The sequence below is a fragment of the Undibacterium sp. Xuan67W genome (assembly GCF_049340165.1).
GTDB lineage: Bacteria > Pseudomonadota > Gammaproteobacteria > Burkholderiales > Burkholderiaceae_D > Undibacterium.
Genome location: NZ_JBMPPN010000006.1, coordinates 52,705 through 70,503, shown reverse-complemented (window position 1 = coordinate 70,503; position 17,799 = coordinate 52,705). Strand labels below are relative to the sequence as shown.

15 protein-coding genes are annotated in these 17,799 nt (G+C 49.5%); 5 read left to right on the top strand and 10 right to left on the bottom strand.

The annotated features are described in order from the left end of the window. Window positions 1–118: 118 nt before the first annotated feature. Window positions 119–2,110 (bottom strand): DNA topoisomerase IV subunit B, encoded by a 1,992-nt coding sequence (locus ACO0LE_RS07615; RefSeq protein ID WP_422959808.1) that lies wholly within the window; start codon window positions 2,108–2,110, stop codon window positions 119–121. Between the two features lie 195 nt (window positions 2,111–2,305). Between ACO0LE_RS07615 and ACO0LE_RS07610 the strand changes: the two genes are divergently transcribed. Further along, complete coding sequence (locus ACO0LE_RS07610; RefSeq protein ID WP_422956169.1) at window positions 2,306–3,133, top strand: response regulator; 828 nt, start codon at window positions 2,306–2,308, stop codon at window positions 3,131–3,133. 48 nt (window positions 3,134–3,181) lie between these two features. Here ACO0LE_RS07610 and ACO0LE_RS07605 read toward each other — a convergent pair whose 3' ends face one another. Further along, on the bottom strand, window positions 3,182–4,351 hold the full coding sequence (locus tag ACO0LE_RS07605) for a vWA domain-containing protein (RefSeq protein WP_422959807.1): 1,170 nt from the start codon (window positions 4,349–4,351) through the stop codon (window positions 3,182–3,184). A 34-nt stretch (window positions 4,352–4,385) separates the two neighbouring features. Then, window positions 4,386–4,982 (bottom strand): GNAT family N-acetyltransferase, encoded by a 597-nt coding sequence (locus tag ACO0LE_RS07600; protein WP_422959806.1) that lies wholly within the window; start codon window positions 4,980–4,982, stop codon window positions 4,386–4,388. 288 nt (window positions 4,983–5,270) lie between these two features. Here ACO0LE_RS07600 and rpsT point away from each other — a divergent pair, with 288 nt between their 5' ends. After that, on the top strand, window positions 5,271–5,534 hold the full coding sequence (rpsT, locus tag ACO0LE_RS07595; protein ID WP_262835777.1) for a 30S ribosomal protein S20: 264 nt from the start codon (window positions 5,271–5,273) through the stop codon (window positions 5,532–5,534). A gap of 181 nt (window positions 5,535–5,715) precedes the next feature. Here the strand turns inward: rpsT and ACO0LE_RS07590 are convergent, their stop codons facing one another. From ACO0LE_RS07590 to ACO0LE_RS07580, 3 genes are all read right to left on the bottom strand, one after another. After that, window positions 5,716–6,159, bottom strand: a complete 444-nt coding sequence (locus ACO0LE_RS07590; RefSeq protein ID WP_422959805.1) for a DUF192 domain-containing protein — start codon at window positions 6,157–6,159, stop codon at window positions 5,716–5,718. 190 nt (window positions 6,160–6,349) lie between these two features. Then, window positions 6,350–6,559, bottom strand: coding sequence for a hypothetical protein (locus tag ACO0LE_RS07585; protein WP_422959804.1), 210 nt, complete (start codon window positions 6,557–6,559; stop codon window positions 6,350–6,352). A 118-nt stretch (window positions 6,560–6,677) separates the two neighbouring features. Continuing rightward, window positions 6,678–7,253, bottom strand: coding sequence for a pseudouridine synthase (locus tag ACO0LE_RS07580; RefSeq protein ID WP_422959803.1), 576 nt, complete (start codon window positions 7,251–7,253; stop codon window positions 6,678–6,680). A gap of 206 nt (window positions 7,254–7,459) precedes the next feature. On the opposite strand from ACO0LE_RS07580, the gene icd reads away from it, so the two are divergent. Then, window positions 7,460–8,713: an NADP-dependent isocitrate dehydrogenase gene (icd, locus tag ACO0LE_RS07575; protein ID WP_262835780.1), complete on the top strand. Its 1,254-nt coding sequence runs from the start codon at window positions 7,460–7,462 to the stop codon at window positions 8,711–8,713. 71 nt (window positions 8,714–8,784) lie between these two features. Here icd and ACO0LE_RS07570 read toward each other — a convergent pair whose 3' ends face one another. From ACO0LE_RS07570 to argA, 4 genes are all read right to left on the bottom strand, one after another. Beyond that, window positions 8,785–9,423, bottom strand: a complete 639-nt coding sequence (locus ACO0LE_RS07570; protein WP_422959802.1) for a response regulator transcription factor — start codon at window positions 9,421–9,423, stop codon at window positions 8,785–8,787. Continuing rightward, window positions 9,423–10,784, bottom strand: coding sequence for a cache domain-containing protein (locus tag ACO0LE_RS07565; RefSeq protein WP_422959801.1), 1,362 nt, complete (start codon window positions 10,782–10,784; stop codon window positions 9,423–9,425). Before ACO0LE_RS07565 ends, ACO0LE_RS07570 begins: the two co-directional genes overlap by 1 nt. Window positions 10,785–10,907: 123 nt before the next feature. Next, on the bottom strand, window positions 10,908–11,180 hold the full coding sequence (locus ACO0LE_RS07560; protein WP_422956161.1) for an oxidative damage protection protein: 273 nt from the start codon (window positions 11,178–11,180) through the stop codon (window positions 10,908–10,910). Between the two features lie 38 nt (window positions 11,181–11,218). After that, window positions 11,219–12,529, bottom strand: coding sequence for an amino-acid N-acetyltransferase (gene argA / locus ACO0LE_RS07555; protein WP_422959800.1), 1,311 nt, complete (start codon window positions 12,527–12,529; stop codon window positions 11,219–11,221). 210 nt (window positions 12,530–12,739) lie between these two features. On the opposite strand from argA, the gene hrpA reads away from it, so the two are divergent. Both hrpA and ACO0LE_RS07545 read left to right on the top strand, forming a co-directional pair. Then, complete coding sequence (gene hrpA / locus ACO0LE_RS07550; RefSeq protein ID WP_422959905.1) at window positions 12,740–16,723, top strand: ATP-dependent RNA helicase HrpA; 3,984 nt, start codon at window positions 12,740–12,742, stop codon at window positions 16,721–16,723. A gap of 114 nt (window positions 16,724–16,837) precedes the next feature. After that, on the top strand, window positions 16,838–17,434 hold the full coding sequence (locus ACO0LE_RS07545; RefSeq protein WP_422959799.1) for a DUF4231 domain-containing protein: 597 nt from the start codon (window positions 16,838–16,840) through the stop codon (window positions 17,432–17,434). Window positions 17,435–17,799: the final 365 nt, after the last annotated feature.

The following is a 17,799-nucleotide window of genomic DNA, read 5'->3' as shown; positions in this document are numbered from 1 at the left end:
TGTGTTCATTATTTTAATTTCTGAAACAGATCCCGCAATATTCATGCGGGTTTTCAGCCATTTTCGCCTTGAGAGGCGCTAAATCATTGGGCGTTCCATTTATTTTTTTACGTGAACGTCAAATATCTGCTTCTACCTCATTGCCGTGCTCTTCCAGCCAAGCGCGGCGGGCAGCTGCTTCGCCTTTTCCCATCAGCATATTGAAACGTGCTTCAGAAAAAGCTTGGTCGAATTCGCCTAGCGCAACCGGTAGCAGGCGACGGGTATCCGGGTTCATGGTGGTTTCCCATAATTGTTCTGCGTTCATTTCGCCGAGACCTTTAAAGCGGGAAATCGACCAGGCACCATCTTTCACACCGTCTTTACGCAGCTTGTCTTCAATCGCAATTAATTCGCCCGCATCGAGTGCATAAATCTTCTGAATAGGCTTTTTGCCGCGCGCCGGTGCATCGACACGGAACAGGGGAGGGCGAGCAATGCAGACGTGACCGCGTGCTATCAATTTCGGGAAGTGTCTGAAGAATAGTGTCAGCAGCAATACCTGAATATGCGAGCCATCAACGTCCGCATCTGACAGAATACAGATCTTGCCATAACGCAGATTCGATAGGTCTGGATTGTCGTTAGGGCCGTGCGGATCAACACCGACAGCGACCGCAATATCATGAATCTCATTATTGGCAAACAGACGATCGCGCTCGGATTCCCAGGAATTCAGTACCTTGCCGCGCAGAGGCAAAATTGCCTGGAATTCTTTGTCGCGGCCCATTTTTGCGGAACCGCCAGCAGAGTCACCTTCGACCAGAAACAGTTCATTGCGGGTGATGTCGTTCGATTCGCAATCGGTCAGTTTGCCGGGTAGTACGGCAACGCCGGAAGATTTTTTCTTTTCAACTTTTTGTGCTGAACGCAGGCGCGACTGCGCTTGCTTGATGACGAGTTCAGCAAGTTTTTTACCGAGATCGACATGTGAATTCAGCCACAGTTCCAGCGGTGGTTTGGTAAATGAGGACACCAGACGCACGGCGTCACGTGAGTTCAAACGTTCTTTGATCTGACCTTGAAATTGTGGATCGAGTACTTTCGCAGACAGTACGAAAGAGACGCGGGCAAATACGTCCTCAGGCAATAATTTCACGCCTTTCGGTAACAGCGAGTGCATTTCGGCAAAGCTTTTTACCGCACCGAATAAGCCTTCGCGTAACCCGGATTCGTGGGTGCCGCCAGCCGGTGTCGGGATCAGATTTACGTAGGATTCGCGTACCGGTACGCCTTCTTCTGTCCATGCGACGACCCAGGATGCGCCTTCGCCTTCGGCAAATCCGTCAGCGTCTTTACCTGCGAATTGTTCGCCCTCAAATAAAGGGATTAACGGTTCTGCGTGGGAGGATTGCGTTAAGGCTTCGGTCAGGTAGCCGCGCAGACCCTGATCGTATTGCCAGGTCTGCGTGTCGCCGGTCTTGGTATTGATCAGGGTGACTTTGACGCCTGGCAGTAATACTGCCTTGGAGCGCAGCAAACGCTGCAATTCTGTTTGCGAGATGTTCGGTGAGTCAAAATATTTGGCATCAGGCCAGATCGAGACACGGGTACCGCTTTTTTTGTCGCCGCGACCAATAGGCTCGGATGTCAGCGGTTCTATCACATCGCCATGGGCAAAAGTCAGTTTATGCAAGCCCGCTTCGCGCCAGACTGTGATCTCCAGGCGGGTAGAGAGCGCATTGGTGACAGAAACACCGACACCGTGCAGGCCGCCGGAGAACGCATATGCGCCGCCACTGCCTTTGTCGAACTTGCCGCCGGCGTGCAGACGGGTAAAGACGATTTCTACCGTCGGCACCTGTTCTTCGGGGTGCAAACCTACAGGAATGCCGCGACCGTCGTCTTCGACCGTCACACTGTTGTCAGCGTTAAGTGTTACAACGATGTTTTTACAATGGCCACCCAGTGCTTCATCCGACGCATTGTCGATCACCTCCTGAATGATATGCAAAGGGTTTTCAGTGCGGGTGTACATACCCGGTCTTTGTTTGACCGGTTCCAGTCCTTTAAGAACGCGGATGGATGATTCGCTGTAGTCGGAAGGTGTGGTGTTTTTCTTAGTGGCCATGCAATAAATACGTTTGAGTTGTGGCTTGTGTTGGAAATTAGGTATTATTTCGCAAAATTTACATGTGTTTGTAAGATTTCACTGTATTCTGGCAATCATTTTTTTGAACAACAGATGCAAGATGCTGCCGTAAAGCTACTTACCCTGATTGTTCATTTGCGGCTATTGTAGCTGCAATGTGTTGATGGATAAACGATGTCACAAAAATCTCCTACGATCGCTATTCGACTGATTGGATTTTTACCCAAAGAAGAAGATACTTTTTCCAGCGTTCTTGCGGTTCTGCGCGAGAAGGGATATCGCTATTTGTGCCTCAAGGACGGTAGCCTGCAAGATCCCGACCTGTTTATCGTGAATGCCGAGGATATTAAGGCGCTGGCGACCTTGTCGGACATTAATCCGGGGAATGCACAGCCAGTCTTGTTAATTGGCAAAACCAAGGTGAGCTTACCGTATGCCGTCATGCCTCGCCCTATCCGTTGGCGCAAATTATTTGATGTCCTCGATGAGCTGGTTGACGAGCGTCAGTTATTGCTGACGACCCTGAGCGCCTATGGTGAGGTCGCCGTTCCTGAGCGCCGTCGCCGCGAGCGTCTCGATTTCGATCTGACCGATCCCGAGGTATACAAAAAAATGCGCAGTACCGCCCCTCCTAAGGGCGGTATCCTGATCATCGACAAGGACATGCGTTTTCGCGATTATGTCGCCGGCATCATGGATCGTTATCGCATACCTGTCGGTATGACCAATGATGCGGAGAATGCGCTGGCGCTGGATGCCGAGTATAAATATGCGATGACGATGATTAATACGTCAACGCCGGATATTGATCCTTATGGCTTGTGCCGTTCGCTCAAGGAGCAGAATCATGACCGCAGAACCAGCGTCATTTTCCTGATCGATAAGACTTATGTTTACAACCAGGATTTTGCGCTCAGCGTGAATTGCGACGGTTTTTTAAATAAACCCTTATCTCGCACACTGGTCTTATCAACGATCAAAAAATTTCTGCGCCTGATGTAGGCTCCCATAGCACTCAGGCGGAGTTACTTTTTGTGATCCTTTATGCACTTATTTGCTCAACAAGCGCATACCTCTTTCCAAGCCCTCTATTGTGACCGGAAACATGCGGTTGTTCATTAATTGCTTGATGATTGATACGGATTGACGGTACTGCCATAAGCCTTCCGGTTCTGGATTCAGCCAGATAAATTTAGGGAAGGTCGAGGTAAAACGTTGTAGCCACTGTGCACCGGCTTCGTCATTGTTATATTCAACTGAGCCGCCAGCCTGCAAAATCTCATACGGGCTCATGGTCGCATCGCCGACGAAGATGACTTTGGTATCGGGCGTGTATTTGCGTAACACATCCCAGGTCGGGAATTTTTCTGCATTGCGACGGCGGTTGTTTTTCCATAGATAGTCATACACGCAGTTATGGAAATAAAAGAATTCCATATTCTTGAATTCGGTTTTCGCTGCGGAAAATAATTCTTCAGTACGTGCAATATGATCGTCCATCGTGCCGCCGACATCTAGCAACATCAGCACCTTGATATTATTTTTGCGTTCGGGCTGCATTTTGATGTCGAGATAGCCGGCATTATTTGCCGTCGCTTTAATTGTGGCATCCAGTGCCAGTTTATCTTCGGCACCGTAACGGGCAAACTTACGCAGGCGACGCAAGGCAACTTTGATATTGCGGGTGCCGAGTTCCCGTTCATCGTCATAATCGCGGAAGGTGCGGGCCTCCCATGCCTTGACTGCCGTGCGATTGCCGCCTTTGCCGCCGATGCGTATGCCTTCTGGGTTCTGACCGCCATTGCCGAAGGGCGATGTACCGCCAGTGCCTATCCATTTGCTGCCGCCTTCGTGACGTTCTTTTTGCTCCTTGAGCAGTTCCTGCAGCCGGTCCATCAGTTTGTCGTAGCCAAATTTTTCCAGCGCAGCTTTCTGCTCATCGCTGAGTTCGCGCTCCATACGCTTGGTCAGCCATTCCAGCGGAATTTCCGGATGCTTCTCAAAGATAGTATCGATCCCCTTGAAGTAGAGACCAAAGGCCCTGTCGAATTTGTCGTAGTGCGCTTCGTCCTTGACCATAATGGTACGTGAGAGAAAGTAGAAGTCATCCATGGACATGCTGATCAAACCTTTGTCCAGAGCTTCTAGCAGCATTAGAAATTCCTTGATCGAGACAGGAATTTTTGCATCTTTCAGCGTATAAAAAAAATCGATCAGCACGGCTTGCTCCTGCAAATAAGTTTATTGTCAGCGGTTACTTCGCTTTGTATTTGTCGCGCATGTACTGCAAATTCTGTTTTACACCTGGCCACTCGTTTTCAATGATGCTGTACACCACCGTATCTCTGACCCGTCCGTCTGGCAAGATCATATGATTACGTAAAATAGCGTCGCGCTTTGCCCCGAGGCGCTCAATTGCTGCTTGTGAGCGATGATTGAACCAGTCAGTACGGAATTCTACGGCGATGCAGCCAAACTGTTCGAAGGCATGCGTCAGTAGTAGCAGTTTGCACTCGGTATTAATTGCGCTACGCTGTACACGTTGTGCGTACCAGGTATAGCCGATTTCCAAGCGTTTATTATTATGATCGATATTGCAGTAGCGCGTGGAGCCGACAATCTGACCCGTCGCATTTTCTCGGATCGCAAACGGAATAGCTTTGCTTTGCTCCTGCATTTCCAAGGCGATATTCAACCAATTTTGTGCATTGTCAGGATGAGGAACTGAGGTGAAAAAGAGCTTCCATAATTCGCCATCGGCGGCAGCCATCTGAATTTCCGGCAGATGCTGCTGGGACAAAGGTTCCAGGCTAACGTGCTGGTCTTGCAGAGTGAATGAGCTGGGTTGCATATATAGAAGTCCTTGATGGTGTAAGCGGTCTTTAGTAACAGCTTCTAGTGTTCCGATATTTTTGGCATGGGAACAGATACAATCCTTGATTATGGTGAGGAATACAACAAGTTCGCTGTATTTTTGCTGCCTGGAAATGATTTTAGCAAATTAACATAACCGTTTTGTACAATACTTGCTAACTAAAAAAAAAGCAGTTATACTGCAAAGCTGTACAGAATTATGCGGCGTGGCAATCTTGTGAGGTCACTTTGAACCCGTCGCTCTTGACCACGTTTAGGAAATCTCATGGCAAATACCGCACAAGCACGCAAGCGTGCTCGTCAAGCAGTAAAACAAAATGCACACAACTCCAGCCAGCGTTCAACGCTGCGTACAGCAATCAAAGCTGTTCGCAAAGCGATTGAAGCAGGTGATAAAGCTGCTGCTGCAACAATCTTTCAATCATCAGTTTCAACGATTGACCGCATTGCTGACAAAAACATCATTCACAAAAACAAAGCAGCACGTCATAAAAGCCGTCTGGCTTCCGCTTTGAAAGCTTTGGCTTAATTAGTTAAGTTTCTTGTGACCTGATCAAGGGCACATTAAAAAGCAGTGAGTAAAAAACCGCAATCATGTATTGCGGTTTTTTTTTTCTATTCCAGATTATGAATGTTTATTGCATTTAATGCATGGAATACTCAATACGTGGCGTTTGTAAACAGATTGGCGGACTCACCGCCATATCGTGTTATTGCAAGGGTAGTCCGTCTATTTTGGTGCCTGGCTTTACGTTTTTCTGTTTAAACCATCCCTGATTCATTTCCAGTGCGTAGCGTACGGTCTTTTTTGCGCAATGGGAATCAGTTGTTTCTGGTTGCATGTCTTCGATATTCACTATTTTGCCTTCGCTATCAATAAAGGCAACGGAAAGCGGTATCAAGGTGTTTTTCATCCACATGCAGACGCCCGCCGGAGCGCCAAAATCAAATACCATCCCTTCGCTCGCACCCATCCGGGTTCTATTCATCAAGCCTTGCTGGCGATCCGCATCGGTTGCAGCGACTTCTGCCTGAATCACATTAATGCCAATCGATAATTGTTTAATCGGGAGTCTGGTTTGTGCGCTAGCGTAAGCGCTAGTCAAGGAGAATAAGGTCAGAACAGTAAATTTGCGCAGGCTGGAGATTGTCATAAAAGTGTCAAAACACGAATAGAGTATGAGAAATATTGAGCCGAACATCTGGTGTCTTACAGAGCAAGTAAGGAAGCGGCTGCGTTTTTGAAAGTGTTAGTGTACTACGCAGACAGATATTCTTTTTTTGCAGATACACTTTAGAAACAAAAAAAGGCAGGAAATCCTGCCTTTTTGAGAGCTGTAAATATTATTTAGAAGTAGAGGCTTCGCCGGACGCCATTGCGCTACCGCTAGCTTTTTTATGTTTCTTATGTTTTTTTGCTGGTTTGGCAGAGGCATCACCCGATGCGGCTGCAGATGCAGCTGGCGCAGACGCTTTAGCAGAAGGAGCTGGTGCTTGAGCAAAAGCAGCAGAAGCAAACAGACCAGCAACGAGAGCGGCGATCAATTTTTTCATTTTGTACATCCTTCAATATTTTAGTTTGGGGTAGCGATACAATCGAATCATGGTGAACAACGCAGTGTTCCAAGGCAAGGTTGACAGATATTTTTAATTTGTCCAGAAATACTCAAAATTATTTACCGGTTTTGTCTTGTTTTAGTGCATTTGGATCTACTTTGATCCATGAGCCGGGCATTAGCGGGTGATTTTCCAGAGAAAAACCGCCTATGGCACTGCGTACTAATCTCAGTGTGGGCAAACCTACCGCAGCAGTCATGCGCCTGACCTGGCGGTTTTTGCCTTCGGTTAAGCTGATAGATAACCAGCTGGTTGGAATATCTTCCCTGTGGCGTATTGGCGGGTCCCTGTCCCAGATCCATTCCGGTGGATAAATATGCTTCACCTCACATGGCTTGGTAATAAAGTCGCCCAGATCTAGTGGGTCGCGCAATCTCTCCAAAGCGGCGGCATCCGGTTTGCCCTCGACCTGAACTAAATAGGTTTTAGCCTGTTTCAGATCTGGATGGCTGATCGCGTGCTGCAATTTACCGTCATCCGTCAATAATACAAGTCCTTCACTATCTGCATCGAGGCGACCAGCGGGGTAAACCCCTGGCACATCCACATAGTCAGCCAGTGTCTGGCGAGAGGGATGCGCAGAAAACTGGCACATCACGTTATAAGGTTTGTTGAGTAATATCAAATTCATGGCGCTATGATAATCTGCGTTGTCCGGAAGGTGTAGATCCCGGTACTGTAAAGTTATGGCATCTAGTAAAATACTAGTGCATAATACGAAATGGTAGTCTTGTGTCTTATATAAGAGTAAATTTACCTGTATTTATATAGAGGCAGACAAGACTTGTTATGAGCGAAGCGCGACCCGCTAAATCGCCCAAATCTACGGAGAAAAAGATGTATCAACATATTAAAGTTCCCGCTGAAGGTAAACAAATTACCGTCAATGCTGATTTCTCATTGAACGTTCCAGACAATCCAATCATCCCTTTCATCGAAGGCGATGGTACCGGCGTTGATATCAGCCCAGTTATGATCAAAGTGGTGGATGCAGCCGTAGCTAAAGCATACGGCGGCAAGCGCAAAATCAGCTGGATGGAAATCTATGCTGGCGAAAAATCGACCAAAGTATACGGCCCAGACGTCTGGTTGCCGGAAGAAACGCTGAAAGTCCTGAAAGACTACGTCGTTTCTATCAAAGGCCCATTGACGACACCAGTCGGTGGTGGTATCCGCTCCCTGAACGTCGCTTTGCGCCAAGAGCTGGATCTGTATGTCTGCTTGCGCCCGGTACGTTATTTCAAAGGCGTCCCTTCGCCAGTGCGTGAGCCAGAAAAAACTGACATGGTCATCTTCCGTGAAAACTCAGAAGACATCTATGCCGGTATCGAATTCGCAGAAGGCTCTGATCAAGTCAAAAAATTGATCAAGTTCCTGCAAGACGAAATGGGCGTGAAAAAAATCCGTTTCCCTGATACTTCCGGTATCGGTGTGAAACCGGTATCCCGTCAAGGTACAGAGCGTCTGGTACGTAAAGCAATCCAGTACGCAATCGACAATGACAAGCCATCCGTGACCATCGTTCACAAAGGTAACATCATGAAGTACACCGAAGGTGGCTTCCGTGACTGGGCTTATGCATTGGCCCAAAAAGAATTCGGCGCAGAATTGATCGATGGCGGTCCATGGTGCAAATTCAAGAATCCAAAAACAGGTAAAGAAATCACTGTTAAGGATTCTATCGCCGATGCTTTCTTGCAGCAAATCCTGTTGCGTCCAAATGAGTACAGCGTCATTGCGACACTGAACCTGAACGGCGATTACATCTCCGACGCGCTGGCAGCGCAAGTTGGTGGTATCGGCATTGCTCCTGGTGCTAACTTATCCGATTCTATCGCTATGTTCGAAGCAACTCACGGTACAGCGCCGAAGTACGCTGGTAAGGATTATGTGAACCCAGGTTCATTGATCTTGTCCGCTGAAATGATGTTGCGTCACATGGGTTGGTTGGAAGCCGCTGATCTGCTGATCAGCGCGACAGAAAAAGCCATTACAGTCAAGAAAGTGACCTACGATTTCGCCCGTCTGATGGAAGGTGCTACACAAGTGTCTTGCTCAGGTTTTGGTGATGTCATGATCGAGAACATGTAATAGTAATATCTTTGCTTGTTCTGTGATAAAAGCCGGTTCGCTTACGCTGAATCGGCTTTTTTATTTACCGATCACAGCACGGTCTGATTCAGCGCGAAGCGTATTAAATCTGCCTGTCCTTCGATATGCAGTTTACGTTTGATATTCAGCCGATGCGTTTCTACTGTGCGGACGCTCAGGCCGAGCTCGCGTGCAATATGCTTATTCGACTTTCCGGTCGCAATACTTTTTAAAATACATTGCTCTCTTTGCGTCAGAGTTTGCAAGGGACTTGCCGCTGTTGCCTGATTTTGCAGTCCTGAACTGAAATAATTTTTACCGGACATGACGCTTTCAATCGCGGTAATAATTTCTTCTGCTGGCGCTCCTTTCAGTACATAGCCTTTTGCTCCGGCCTGGATGGACTGAGATACGTATTCTGCCTTTTCGTGCATCGATAACATAATGACTGAAATACCCGGATATTCCTTGGCAAAGCGTGAGGTCAGTGTGATGCCGTTTACATTCCCCAAGTTAATATCCATCAGAATCAAATCAATTTTTAGTTTTGCGGCAAGACTAAGCGCATCCTCTGCATTGCCCGCTTCGCCTACGATATGAAAATGAGAAATAGTTTCCAAACGCGCTTTGAGTCCATCGCGGACTAAAGGATGATCGTCGACAAGTAATAAATTAATTACGCGAGGCACCGTTGTTTGCTGCATATTCATTACCTACTCCTTGGAATCAGGGCGCTGACCCGGGTGCCGCTGGCATCCGAATGCACGGCTAGTTGACCATTCACGGTGGCGAGACGTTCGCGCATATTGCTCAGGCCAATACCATGTTTCGGGTGGCTGGCGATACCGGGCACGTCAAATCCGCCACCGTTGTCGCTAATGATGAGATTCACCATGCGCTGATCACCCGATAAGTCGATATCGACTTGCGAGGCATTGCGTGCATGTTTGTGAATATTGGTTAAGGCTTCCTGAGCGATACGGAACAGTACCGTGTTGCTGACATCATGGAGGCCGCTAATGTCTCCCGTGATTTGCAGCCGTACTGGTAGGCCGGTGTCTTCCATGAACTCTTCCGCGAGGTGCTCGAATGCGACTGCCAGCCCTAGATCGTCTAGCATGGCAGGGCGTAAATCGTGGGAAATCCGTCGTACCTCTCCCAATGTTTCATTTAGTTGTGAGGTAGCACGAGTGAAGGATACACGGGCTGATTCTGTCTCGGTTTTAGGCAAGCCTAATTTGGCAATGCCAGATTCGATTTGCAGTTTGATCGATACAAGCAACTGACTGATTCCGTCATGCAGATCGCGTGACAGGCGCGCGCGTTCATCTTCTTGTGAGCGCACAACGCTTTGTGCCAGGGCTTTTAGCTTGGCCTCCGCTACGCGTGATTCACTGATGTTTAATACCAGCCCAGAGACCGCGATCAACAAGGCGCTGATCACCGCGATACTGGTAATCCAGAACATCGTACTCTGGCTGTTCTTGGTATTCTGGGCATCGATTTTATTCAAGGCATTATCGACGTCATCAAGATAAATGCCGGTGCCCAGCATCCAGCCCCAGCGATCCAGCGCAACGACATACCCTAGCTTAGGTGCCACCTTATGCGTCGATGGTTTTTCCCATAAATAGCGTACGGCACCGCCGCCTTCTTTCGCCTTCGCAATCAGTCTGCGAATGGTGAAATTGCCTTCGGGATCGGTCAAATTCCAGAGATCTTTACCGACCAGATCGCTTTGCCGCGGATGCATCAGATTTTTTCCCTGCATGTCATACAAATAGAAATAGCCGTCGTCGCCGAAATCGAGTTTGGCTAAAATGGCTTTAGCTTCTTCTTGTGTTGCTGCATTTTGTAAGGGGGCGTTATACAGATGAGAGATTGCCGCCACGCCTAGGTTCACATAATGCTTCAGCTCAGTTTCTTTACTTGCCAGATAGGCTTGCTCGACCGTATTGCGCTGCTGTTGCGCAAGCAGGCTGGTCTGATAAAAAACCGCAAGTGCAATCGCCGCAAACGATAACAGCAGCGGGATGATCGCAAACATGATGATTTTATAGCGCAGCTTCATGTGGCTAGTGCGTGTTTCTGTGTGAGTAGAATGAAAGTCAGAGCGGTTATTAAAAAATGAAAAAGCCTCGTGACGGACGAGGCTTTCTTTTCTTGCTTGTATCGCTTTACGTCAGGTATTCCATTATTCGGTTGGTGGCACGTAGCCGGAGGCTGCATCTGCACCATCGCCAAAGAAATGTTTTTCCATTTGCGTTGCCAGATATTTACGGGCACGTGTATCCGCCAGATTCAGTCGATTTTCGTTGACCAGCATCGTCTGGTGTTTCAGCCAGCCTGCCCAGGCTTCTTTGGACACGCTCTCATAAATTCTCTTGCCGAGTTCACCCGGATACGGAGGAAAATCTAAACCTTCAGCTTCTTTATCTAACTTAATGCAGTGGACCGTACGGGCCATGGTAAAACTCCTATCAATCTTTGAAATAACGTCCCAGATTATAACTGCTTAATCAAGACCAGCGATTTACGCTGCCAGTTGTACATTTTTTGCCGGTCTTTTGGCAGATCATCGACGGATGCCTTGACGAAGCCGCGTTTCAGAAACCAGTGCTCAGTACGGGTCGTCAACACAAACAGCGAATGATAGCCCGCGCGCCGTGCACGTTTTTCCATATGCTTGAGAATACGCTCACCATCTCCCTGGCTCTGTACATCAGGATTGACGGTCAGACAGGCCATCTCAGCCATTTTTTCAAACGGGAAAGGGTAAAGCGCCGCGCAGCCAAAGATCACCCCATCATGCTCAATGACGGAGAAATAGTTGATCTCGCGCTCAATCAGTTCACGGCCGCGCTTGACCAGCGTACCATCGGCTTCCAGTGGTTCGATCAGTTTAATAATACCGCCGACGTCCTCAATCGTTGCCTCGCGCAGGCTTTCGAGGTTTTCGTGGCTGACCATGGTGCCGACGCCATCATGGGTAAATAATTCCAGCAGCGCTGAGCCATCCATTTGGTACGGCACGATATGCACACGAGGCACGCCGGCGCGTGACGCCTTGATCGCGTGTTCGAGGTAAAACGCCGAATCCGGCGGCAGATAATTTGCCTTAATCTCTTGCTCTGCCTGAACCGAGGACAACTCGCGTATTTCATCGTTATCCTGATCCACCATCATCGGTGTCTCGCTGATGAAAATCAATTTATCGGCGCGTAATGAGGTTGCCGTAGCGACCGCCACGTCCTCCATCGTCAGATTGAACGCTTCACCCGTTGGTGAGAAACCCAGCGGCCCCAGCAAGACCAGGCTGCCAGCGCTCAGGATCGCATGAATCGTTTCATAGGCGACCTTGCGTGCAATACCTGTCAGACCAAAATCTACGCCATTCACGATGCCGATTGGTTTTGCAGTCACAAAATTGCCTGAAATAATCCTGATCGCCGAATGCGCCATGGGCGTGTTCGGTAAGCCCTGGCTAAATGCAGCCTCAATATCGAGCCGTAATTCGCCGGCGGCCTCCTTCGAGCATTCGAGCGCTGCCGTATCCGTAATCCTGACGCCATTGTGAAAACTACCCTCGACATTGCGCAAAGCCAGTTGTTCTGCGACCTGCGGGCGTGAGCCGTGCACGATCACAATCTTGATGCCCAGAGCATGTAACAGCGACAGATCTTGCGCCAGTACCGGCAAGGCACCTGCCATGACCAGTTCGCCGGGAAAGGCCACCACGAAGGTTTTACCGCGGAAGGCGTGAATGTACGGCGCGACCGAGCGCAGCCATTGAACGAATTGAACAGGATTTTCCATGGGCAGATTATAATGCGCTCCGCTATGTCTGCTAATAATTCATCCAAAAATTCTCCCAAAAAAGCCACGACTGATTTACGTCAATTGCGTGATAGCCTGCGTCAGGCGCAACAAGTCAAGGCAGAGGAGGCAAAAAAGCCCGCTGTGGCCGCGCCAGGTGGCCCGCCTGACAAGGCGCGTCAGCCTGTCAGCTCAACGAGACCAGTGGCAATGGCGGCCGAAAAATCTGCGCAAATCGGGACAAATGCCCCGTCTGAACGTGCGCTACCGTTTCGCAATCCGCCGCCTGTGATTACTTATCCCGAAGAATTGCCGGTATCGGGCAAGCGTGCCGAAATCGCCGAGGCTTTGCAAAAGCATCAGGTCATTATTGTTTGCGGTGAGACCGGCTCAGGCAAGACGACCCAGTTACCAAAGATTTGTCTGGAGCTGGGGCGTGGTCAGAAGGGTCTGATCGGGCACACGCAGCCGCGCCGTATTGCCGCTTCATCGACTGCTAAACGGATTGCACAAGAGCTGAATTCGCCGCTCGGTGAACATGTCGGTTTCAAGGTGCGTTTTACCGATACCTTGACCAAAGGCGCGTCGGTCAAACTCATGACGGACGGTATTCTGCTGGCAGAGACGCAGACCGATCCGCTGCTCAGGCAATATGACACCATCATCATCGATGAGGCGCATGAGCGCAGTTTGAACATCGATTTCCTGCTCGGTTACCTCAAGCAGCTATTACCCAAGCGTCGTGACCTGAAAATTGTCATCACCTCGGCGACGATTGATGCACAACGTTTTGCCAATCATTTTGCAGACGATTCTGCCAATTCTGGCGGTTCAGAGCCCAAGCCAGCACCGGTGATTGAAGTATCCGGTCGCCTGTATCCGGTTGAGGTGCGCTATCGCCCTGTGCAAGAAGATGAAAAGGATAAAGACCGCGACCTGATGACGGCGATCACGGATGCGGTCGATGAGTTGTGTCGTGTCGGGTCTGGCGATGTGCTGGTATTTCTGCCGGGTGAGCGCGAGATTCGTGACGCTGCCGAAGCATTGCGCAAGCATCATCCCGATCATGTCGAGATTTTGCCGCTATTCGCCCGCCTGTCGGCGCAAGAGCAAGAGCGCGTATTCAAGGTCAGCAATGCGCGTCGCATCGTGCTGGCGACAAACGTCGCAGAGACATCGCTGACAGTACCGGGTATTCGTTACGTGGTCGATACCGGCCTGGCACGCGTCAAGCGCTACAGCTATCGCAACAAAGTAGAACAATTGCAGATCGAACCCGTTGCGCAGTCAGCCGCGAATCAGCGTGCTGGTCGTTGTGGCCGCGTCGCTGCGGGTGTGTGCATACGCTTGTATGAAGAAACCGATTACATTCAGCGACCAAAATTTACCGAACCAGAAATTCTGCGCTCGTCCTTAGCTGCCGTTATTCTGAGGATGAAGTCCCTGCATTTGACGGATGTAGAAAGCTTCCCGTTTATCGAGCCACCACCCGGTCGGGCGATTGCTGATGGCTATCAGTTGCTGCAAGAGTTGGGTGCGATGGATGAGGGTAATCAACTCACGCCGACCGGTAAGCAGCTCGCTAAACTGCCCCTCGATCCGCGTGTCGGGCGCATGATTCTGGCGGCACGTGACAATCAGGCACTGATTGAAGTGCTGATCATCGCAGCCGCTTTGTCGGTGCAAGATCCGCGTGATCGCCCGATGGAAGCGCAAGCCGCTGCCGATCTCGCGCACAAAAAATTCGCCGATGAAAAATCCGAGTTCACTTCGTATCTCAAAATCTGGAAATGGTTTGAAGATGCGATAGAGCACAAAAAAACTAATCGCCAGTTGCAAGACAACTGTCGTGCGAACTTCCTCTCGCAAATGCGTCTGCGTGAGTGGCGCGATGTGCATAGCCAGTTGCTGACAATCGTCAAGGAGCAGGGCTGGCGCATGAATGAAGCACCAGCCACCTATGAACAATTGCACACGGCATTGCTCACGGGCTTACTCGGCAATATCGGCTATAAATCCGATGAAGAAGCCCATTATCTTGGCGCACGCGCGATCAAGTTTTATATCTGGCCTGGCTCCACTTTAGCCAAAAAAGCAGGACGCTGGGTGATGGCCGCAGAGCTGGTGGATACCACACGTTTGTATGGCCGCTGCATCGCCCAGTTGCAACCAGAATGGCTGGAAAAAATCGGTGCTCATTTACTCAAAAAATCCTATGGTGAGCCACGCTGGGAAAAACGCACAGGACAAGTCTCTGCGTTCGAGCGAGCAACTTTGTATGGCCTTGTGGTGTATAGCCAGCGCCGTATTCAATATGGTTTGACACACCCAGCCGAAGCGCGTGAAATTTTTATCCGTGATGCACTGGTCGGCGGTGAGCTGGATACCCGCTTGGCGTTTTTTGCCCATAACCAAAAGCTGGTGCGTGAGATTGAAAATCTGGAGCACAAGTCGCGTCGCCTCGATGTGCTGGTCGATGATGAATTGATTGCCGCGTTTTACGATAAGCATATCCCCGCTGACGTCTATAACGCGGTCTTGCTGGAACAATGGCATAAGGACGCCGTCAAGGAAAATCCTAAGCTGCTGTACCTGAACAAAGACGAATTGATGCGCCACGAAGCGGCCGGTATCACCACAGATCTGTTCCCGAAAACCATGCAAGTCAGCGGCGTCGCATTGCAACTCAGTTATCACTTCGAACCCGGCAGCCCGCGTGATGGTGTCACGCTCAGCGTTCCGCTTTTTTCACTGAATCAGGTGTCGGCAGAGCGCAGCGAATGGCTAGTGCCAGGCATGTTGAAAGAAAAAGTGCATTTGCTGATCAAGTCCTTGCCACAAAAAATCCGACGCCACTGCGTACCGTTGCCGGAGTATGCCGCAGGTTTTTGTGAGCGCAATGAGTTCAGTACAGGGAATTTGCTGGACGTCGTGATTGCCGATATCCGCGAACAAACGGGATTGCTCTGTAAGACCACGGACTTCAAGTTTGAGACGCTGCCCGTCCATCTGACGATGAATTTTAAAGTCGTTGACGAGCACGGTCGACAGCTTGATATGGGACGCAATCTGTCAAGCTTGCGTGCCGAATTCGGCGGACAGGCCAGAGAGAGTTTTCAACGGATCGCTTCAGCCGAAAAATTGGCGTTGCTTGACTCCGGGGCGCAACTTGCGAGTCAAATAGCAAAGCAAACTGCCGGACAAACCAGTAAGCAGACAGGTAAGCACACAAATGAACAGGCAAATCAGCAGACCAATGCCAAGTCTCATTCTTCAGATACGTCTCGTAATCCGGCATCAAATCGCGCTGCTGTCACGCAATCCGCATCACAGCAGGCGAAGCTGCAAGAGAATCTGACTGCCTGGACCTTTGATGAATTGCCAGAACTGCTAGAAGTGCAGCAAGGCAAACAAACGCTGATCGGTTATCCGGCATTGGTCGACAAACTCACGCATTGTCATATCGAGGTCTTCGATGATCCTGATGAAGCTGCCCGTGTACATCGCATCGGGATGCGGCGCCTGTTTGCTTTACAGTTGAAAGAGCAAGTCAAGTTCCTGGAAAAAAATATCCCCGGCTTGCAGCAAATGGGCATGCAATTTATGGCCCTCGGCTCGCAGGAAGAGCTACGTGATCAGATCATTCAGACTGCGCTGGAGCGCGCTTGTTTGCAACATCCGCTGCCAACCAATTCCGGTGAATTTAATAAGCGTCGCGAAGAAGGCAAGGGCAGATTAAATCTGCTGGCGAACGAAATCGCCCGTCTCGCCGCGCAGATTCTGGGCGAGTATTATGGCCTGCCGAAAAAACTTCAAGGCATTAAAGCCCATGCCGCAGCAGAGCGCGATATACAAACCCAGTTGCAACAACTGATCGGCAAACGCTTTATCGCGGAGAATGACTTTACTCAGTTATCGCATTTCCCCCGTTATCTGAAAGCGATTACCGTGCGTCTGGAAAAATTACGTGCCGATCCGGCGCGTGATGCGAAATTACTGGCGGAATGGAATAGCGTCGCACAGCCATGGCAACGCACACCGCGTAAAACTGGAAACGATGCTGATCCTAAGTTGACGGAATTCCGCTGGCTGCTGGAAGAGTTGCGTGTGTCCTTATTCGCGCAAGAATTACGCACGCCAATGCCGGTATCCGTAAAACGTTTGCAGAAGGTGTGGGAAAGCATGCAGCGCTGACCGCTGTTGGCATAGAGTGGTGCATTTACGCGTCCTCACATTTGAATAGTCATATATTCAAGCATTGTAGTCAGACTGATAGCGTAAAAATAGACATAACAGATAGGGGAGACGATGGATAATTCAGCGAATAAACTGACTGCTATCGACATCAATAAAAGTGCCGAAAGCCGGATAGAGGATGCGAAGCGCCAATTGATGGCAGAACTCAATGCATCCATCGACTGGTACCAAAAAGAAAGCGAATCCCGCGGCTGGCGCGCCCGCTGGCTGCGTGTAGCGATGATCGTCTGCGGTGGGCTGGCGACGATTACGCCGTCATTCTCGCAGATGGCAATATCGGACCGATGGACGATTTCTCCCTTTTGGACGTCGGTATTCATCTCCTTGACCGCAAGTTTGTACGCCTATGAAAAACTTTATGGTCATGCCGAAGCCTGGATGCGGTTTGTGCTCGCACAGCAAGAACTGGAGCGCTTACGCGAAGAGTTTAGCTTGCACTGGCTGCAGCTATCCCTGAACCAGTCGCTGAGCCAATCACTAAACCAATCCGCCACGCCTGACGCCACGATCTGCATAGCCGAACTCCTGCGCGTCTCGACACACCGTCACGACATCGTCAAAAAAGAAACAGAAAAATGGACCAAGGCGTTTAAAGACGGATTGAAATCGACAACGCCCAAAACCAGTTCCAGTCCGGTAACTGACTAAGAGTTGTGCCAGCACCAGTTCCGCTTGATGTCCTCAAAGTTCAAGCATCCTCGCTGGGGAGTGTGATGGTCGACTTGATGAATGTTAAGAGTGATAGACATATACTCCCCCTATTTATAAGTAAAATATGCCTTTATTCGCTTTCTTCTATTGCGGATAAAAAATATACTAGGTGGGAGTATCATATAAATGCATTCCTTATGCGGATAACCGAATTGTCTTTGCATTGACTCTTCAGGCTGCCGGATATGGCGCAGCGCAGTTTTTTTTACCCTATTTCAGCCCGACGATCGCAAGGTGTTTATCCAGGTCAATCTTGCTCATTCGCACCAAGCGCACTATTTGTGGCGTGTTTGGTAAAAGAA

What these genes read in the sequence shown, in the direction of transcription:
- ACO0LE_RS07615 (WP_422959808.1), bottom strand. Translation starts at nt 2,110, where the DNA reads ATGGCCACTAAGAAAAACACCACACCTTCCGACTACAGCGAATCATCC.
- ACO0LE_RS07610 (WP_422956169.1), top strand. Translation starts at nt 2,306, where the DNA reads ATGTCACAAAAATCTCCTACGATCGCTATTCGACTGATTGGATTTTTA.
- ACO0LE_RS07600 (WP_422959806.1), bottom strand. Translation starts at nt 4,982, where the DNA reads ATGCAACCCAGCTCATTCACTCTGCAAGACCAGCACGTTAGCCTGGAA.
- rpsT (WP_262835777.1), top strand. Translation starts at nt 5,271, where the DNA reads ATGGCAAATACCGCACAAGCACGCAAGCGTGCTCGTCAAGCAGTAAAA.
- ACO0LE_RS07590 (WP_422959805.1), bottom strand. Translation starts at nt 6,159, where the DNA reads ATGACAATCTCCAGCCTGCGCAAATTTACTGTTCTGACCTTATTCTCC.
- ACO0LE_RS07585 (WP_422959804.1), bottom strand. Translation starts at nt 6,559, where the DNA reads ATGAAAAAATTGATCGCCGCTCTCGTTGCTGGTCTGTTTGCTTCTGCT.
- ACO0LE_RS07580 (WP_422959803.1), bottom strand. Translation starts at nt 7,253, where the DNA reads ATGAATTTGATATTACTCAACAAACCTTATAACGTGATGTGCCAGTTT.
- icd (WP_262835780.1), top strand. Translation starts at nt 7,460, where the DNA reads ATGTATCAACATATTAAAGTTCCCGCTGAAGGTAAACAAATTACCGTC.
- ACO0LE_RS07570 (WP_422959802.1), bottom strand. Translation starts at nt 9,423, where the DNA reads ATGAATATGCAGCAAACAACGGTGCCTCGCGTAATTAATTTATTACTT.
- ACO0LE_RS07565 (WP_422959801.1), bottom strand. Translation starts at nt 10,784, where the DNA reads ATGAAGCTGCGCTATAAAATCATCATGTTTGCGATCATCCCGCTGCTG.
- ACO0LE_RS07560 (WP_422956161.1), bottom strand. Translation starts at nt 11,180, where the DNA reads ATGGCCCGTACGGTCCACTGCATTAAGTTAGATAAAGAAGCTGAAGGT.
- argA (WP_422959800.1), bottom strand. Translation starts at nt 12,529, where the DNA reads ATGGAAAATCCTGTTCAATTCGTTCAATGGCTGCGCTCGGTCGCGCCG.
- hrpA (WP_422959905.1), top strand. Translation starts at nt 12,740, where the DNA reads ATGGCGGCCGAAAAATCTGCGCAAATCGGGACAAATGCCCCGTCTGAA.
- ACO0LE_RS07545 (WP_422959799.1), top strand. Translation starts at nt 16,838, where the DNA reads ATGGATAATTCAGCGAATAAACTGACTGCTATCGACATCAATAAAAGT.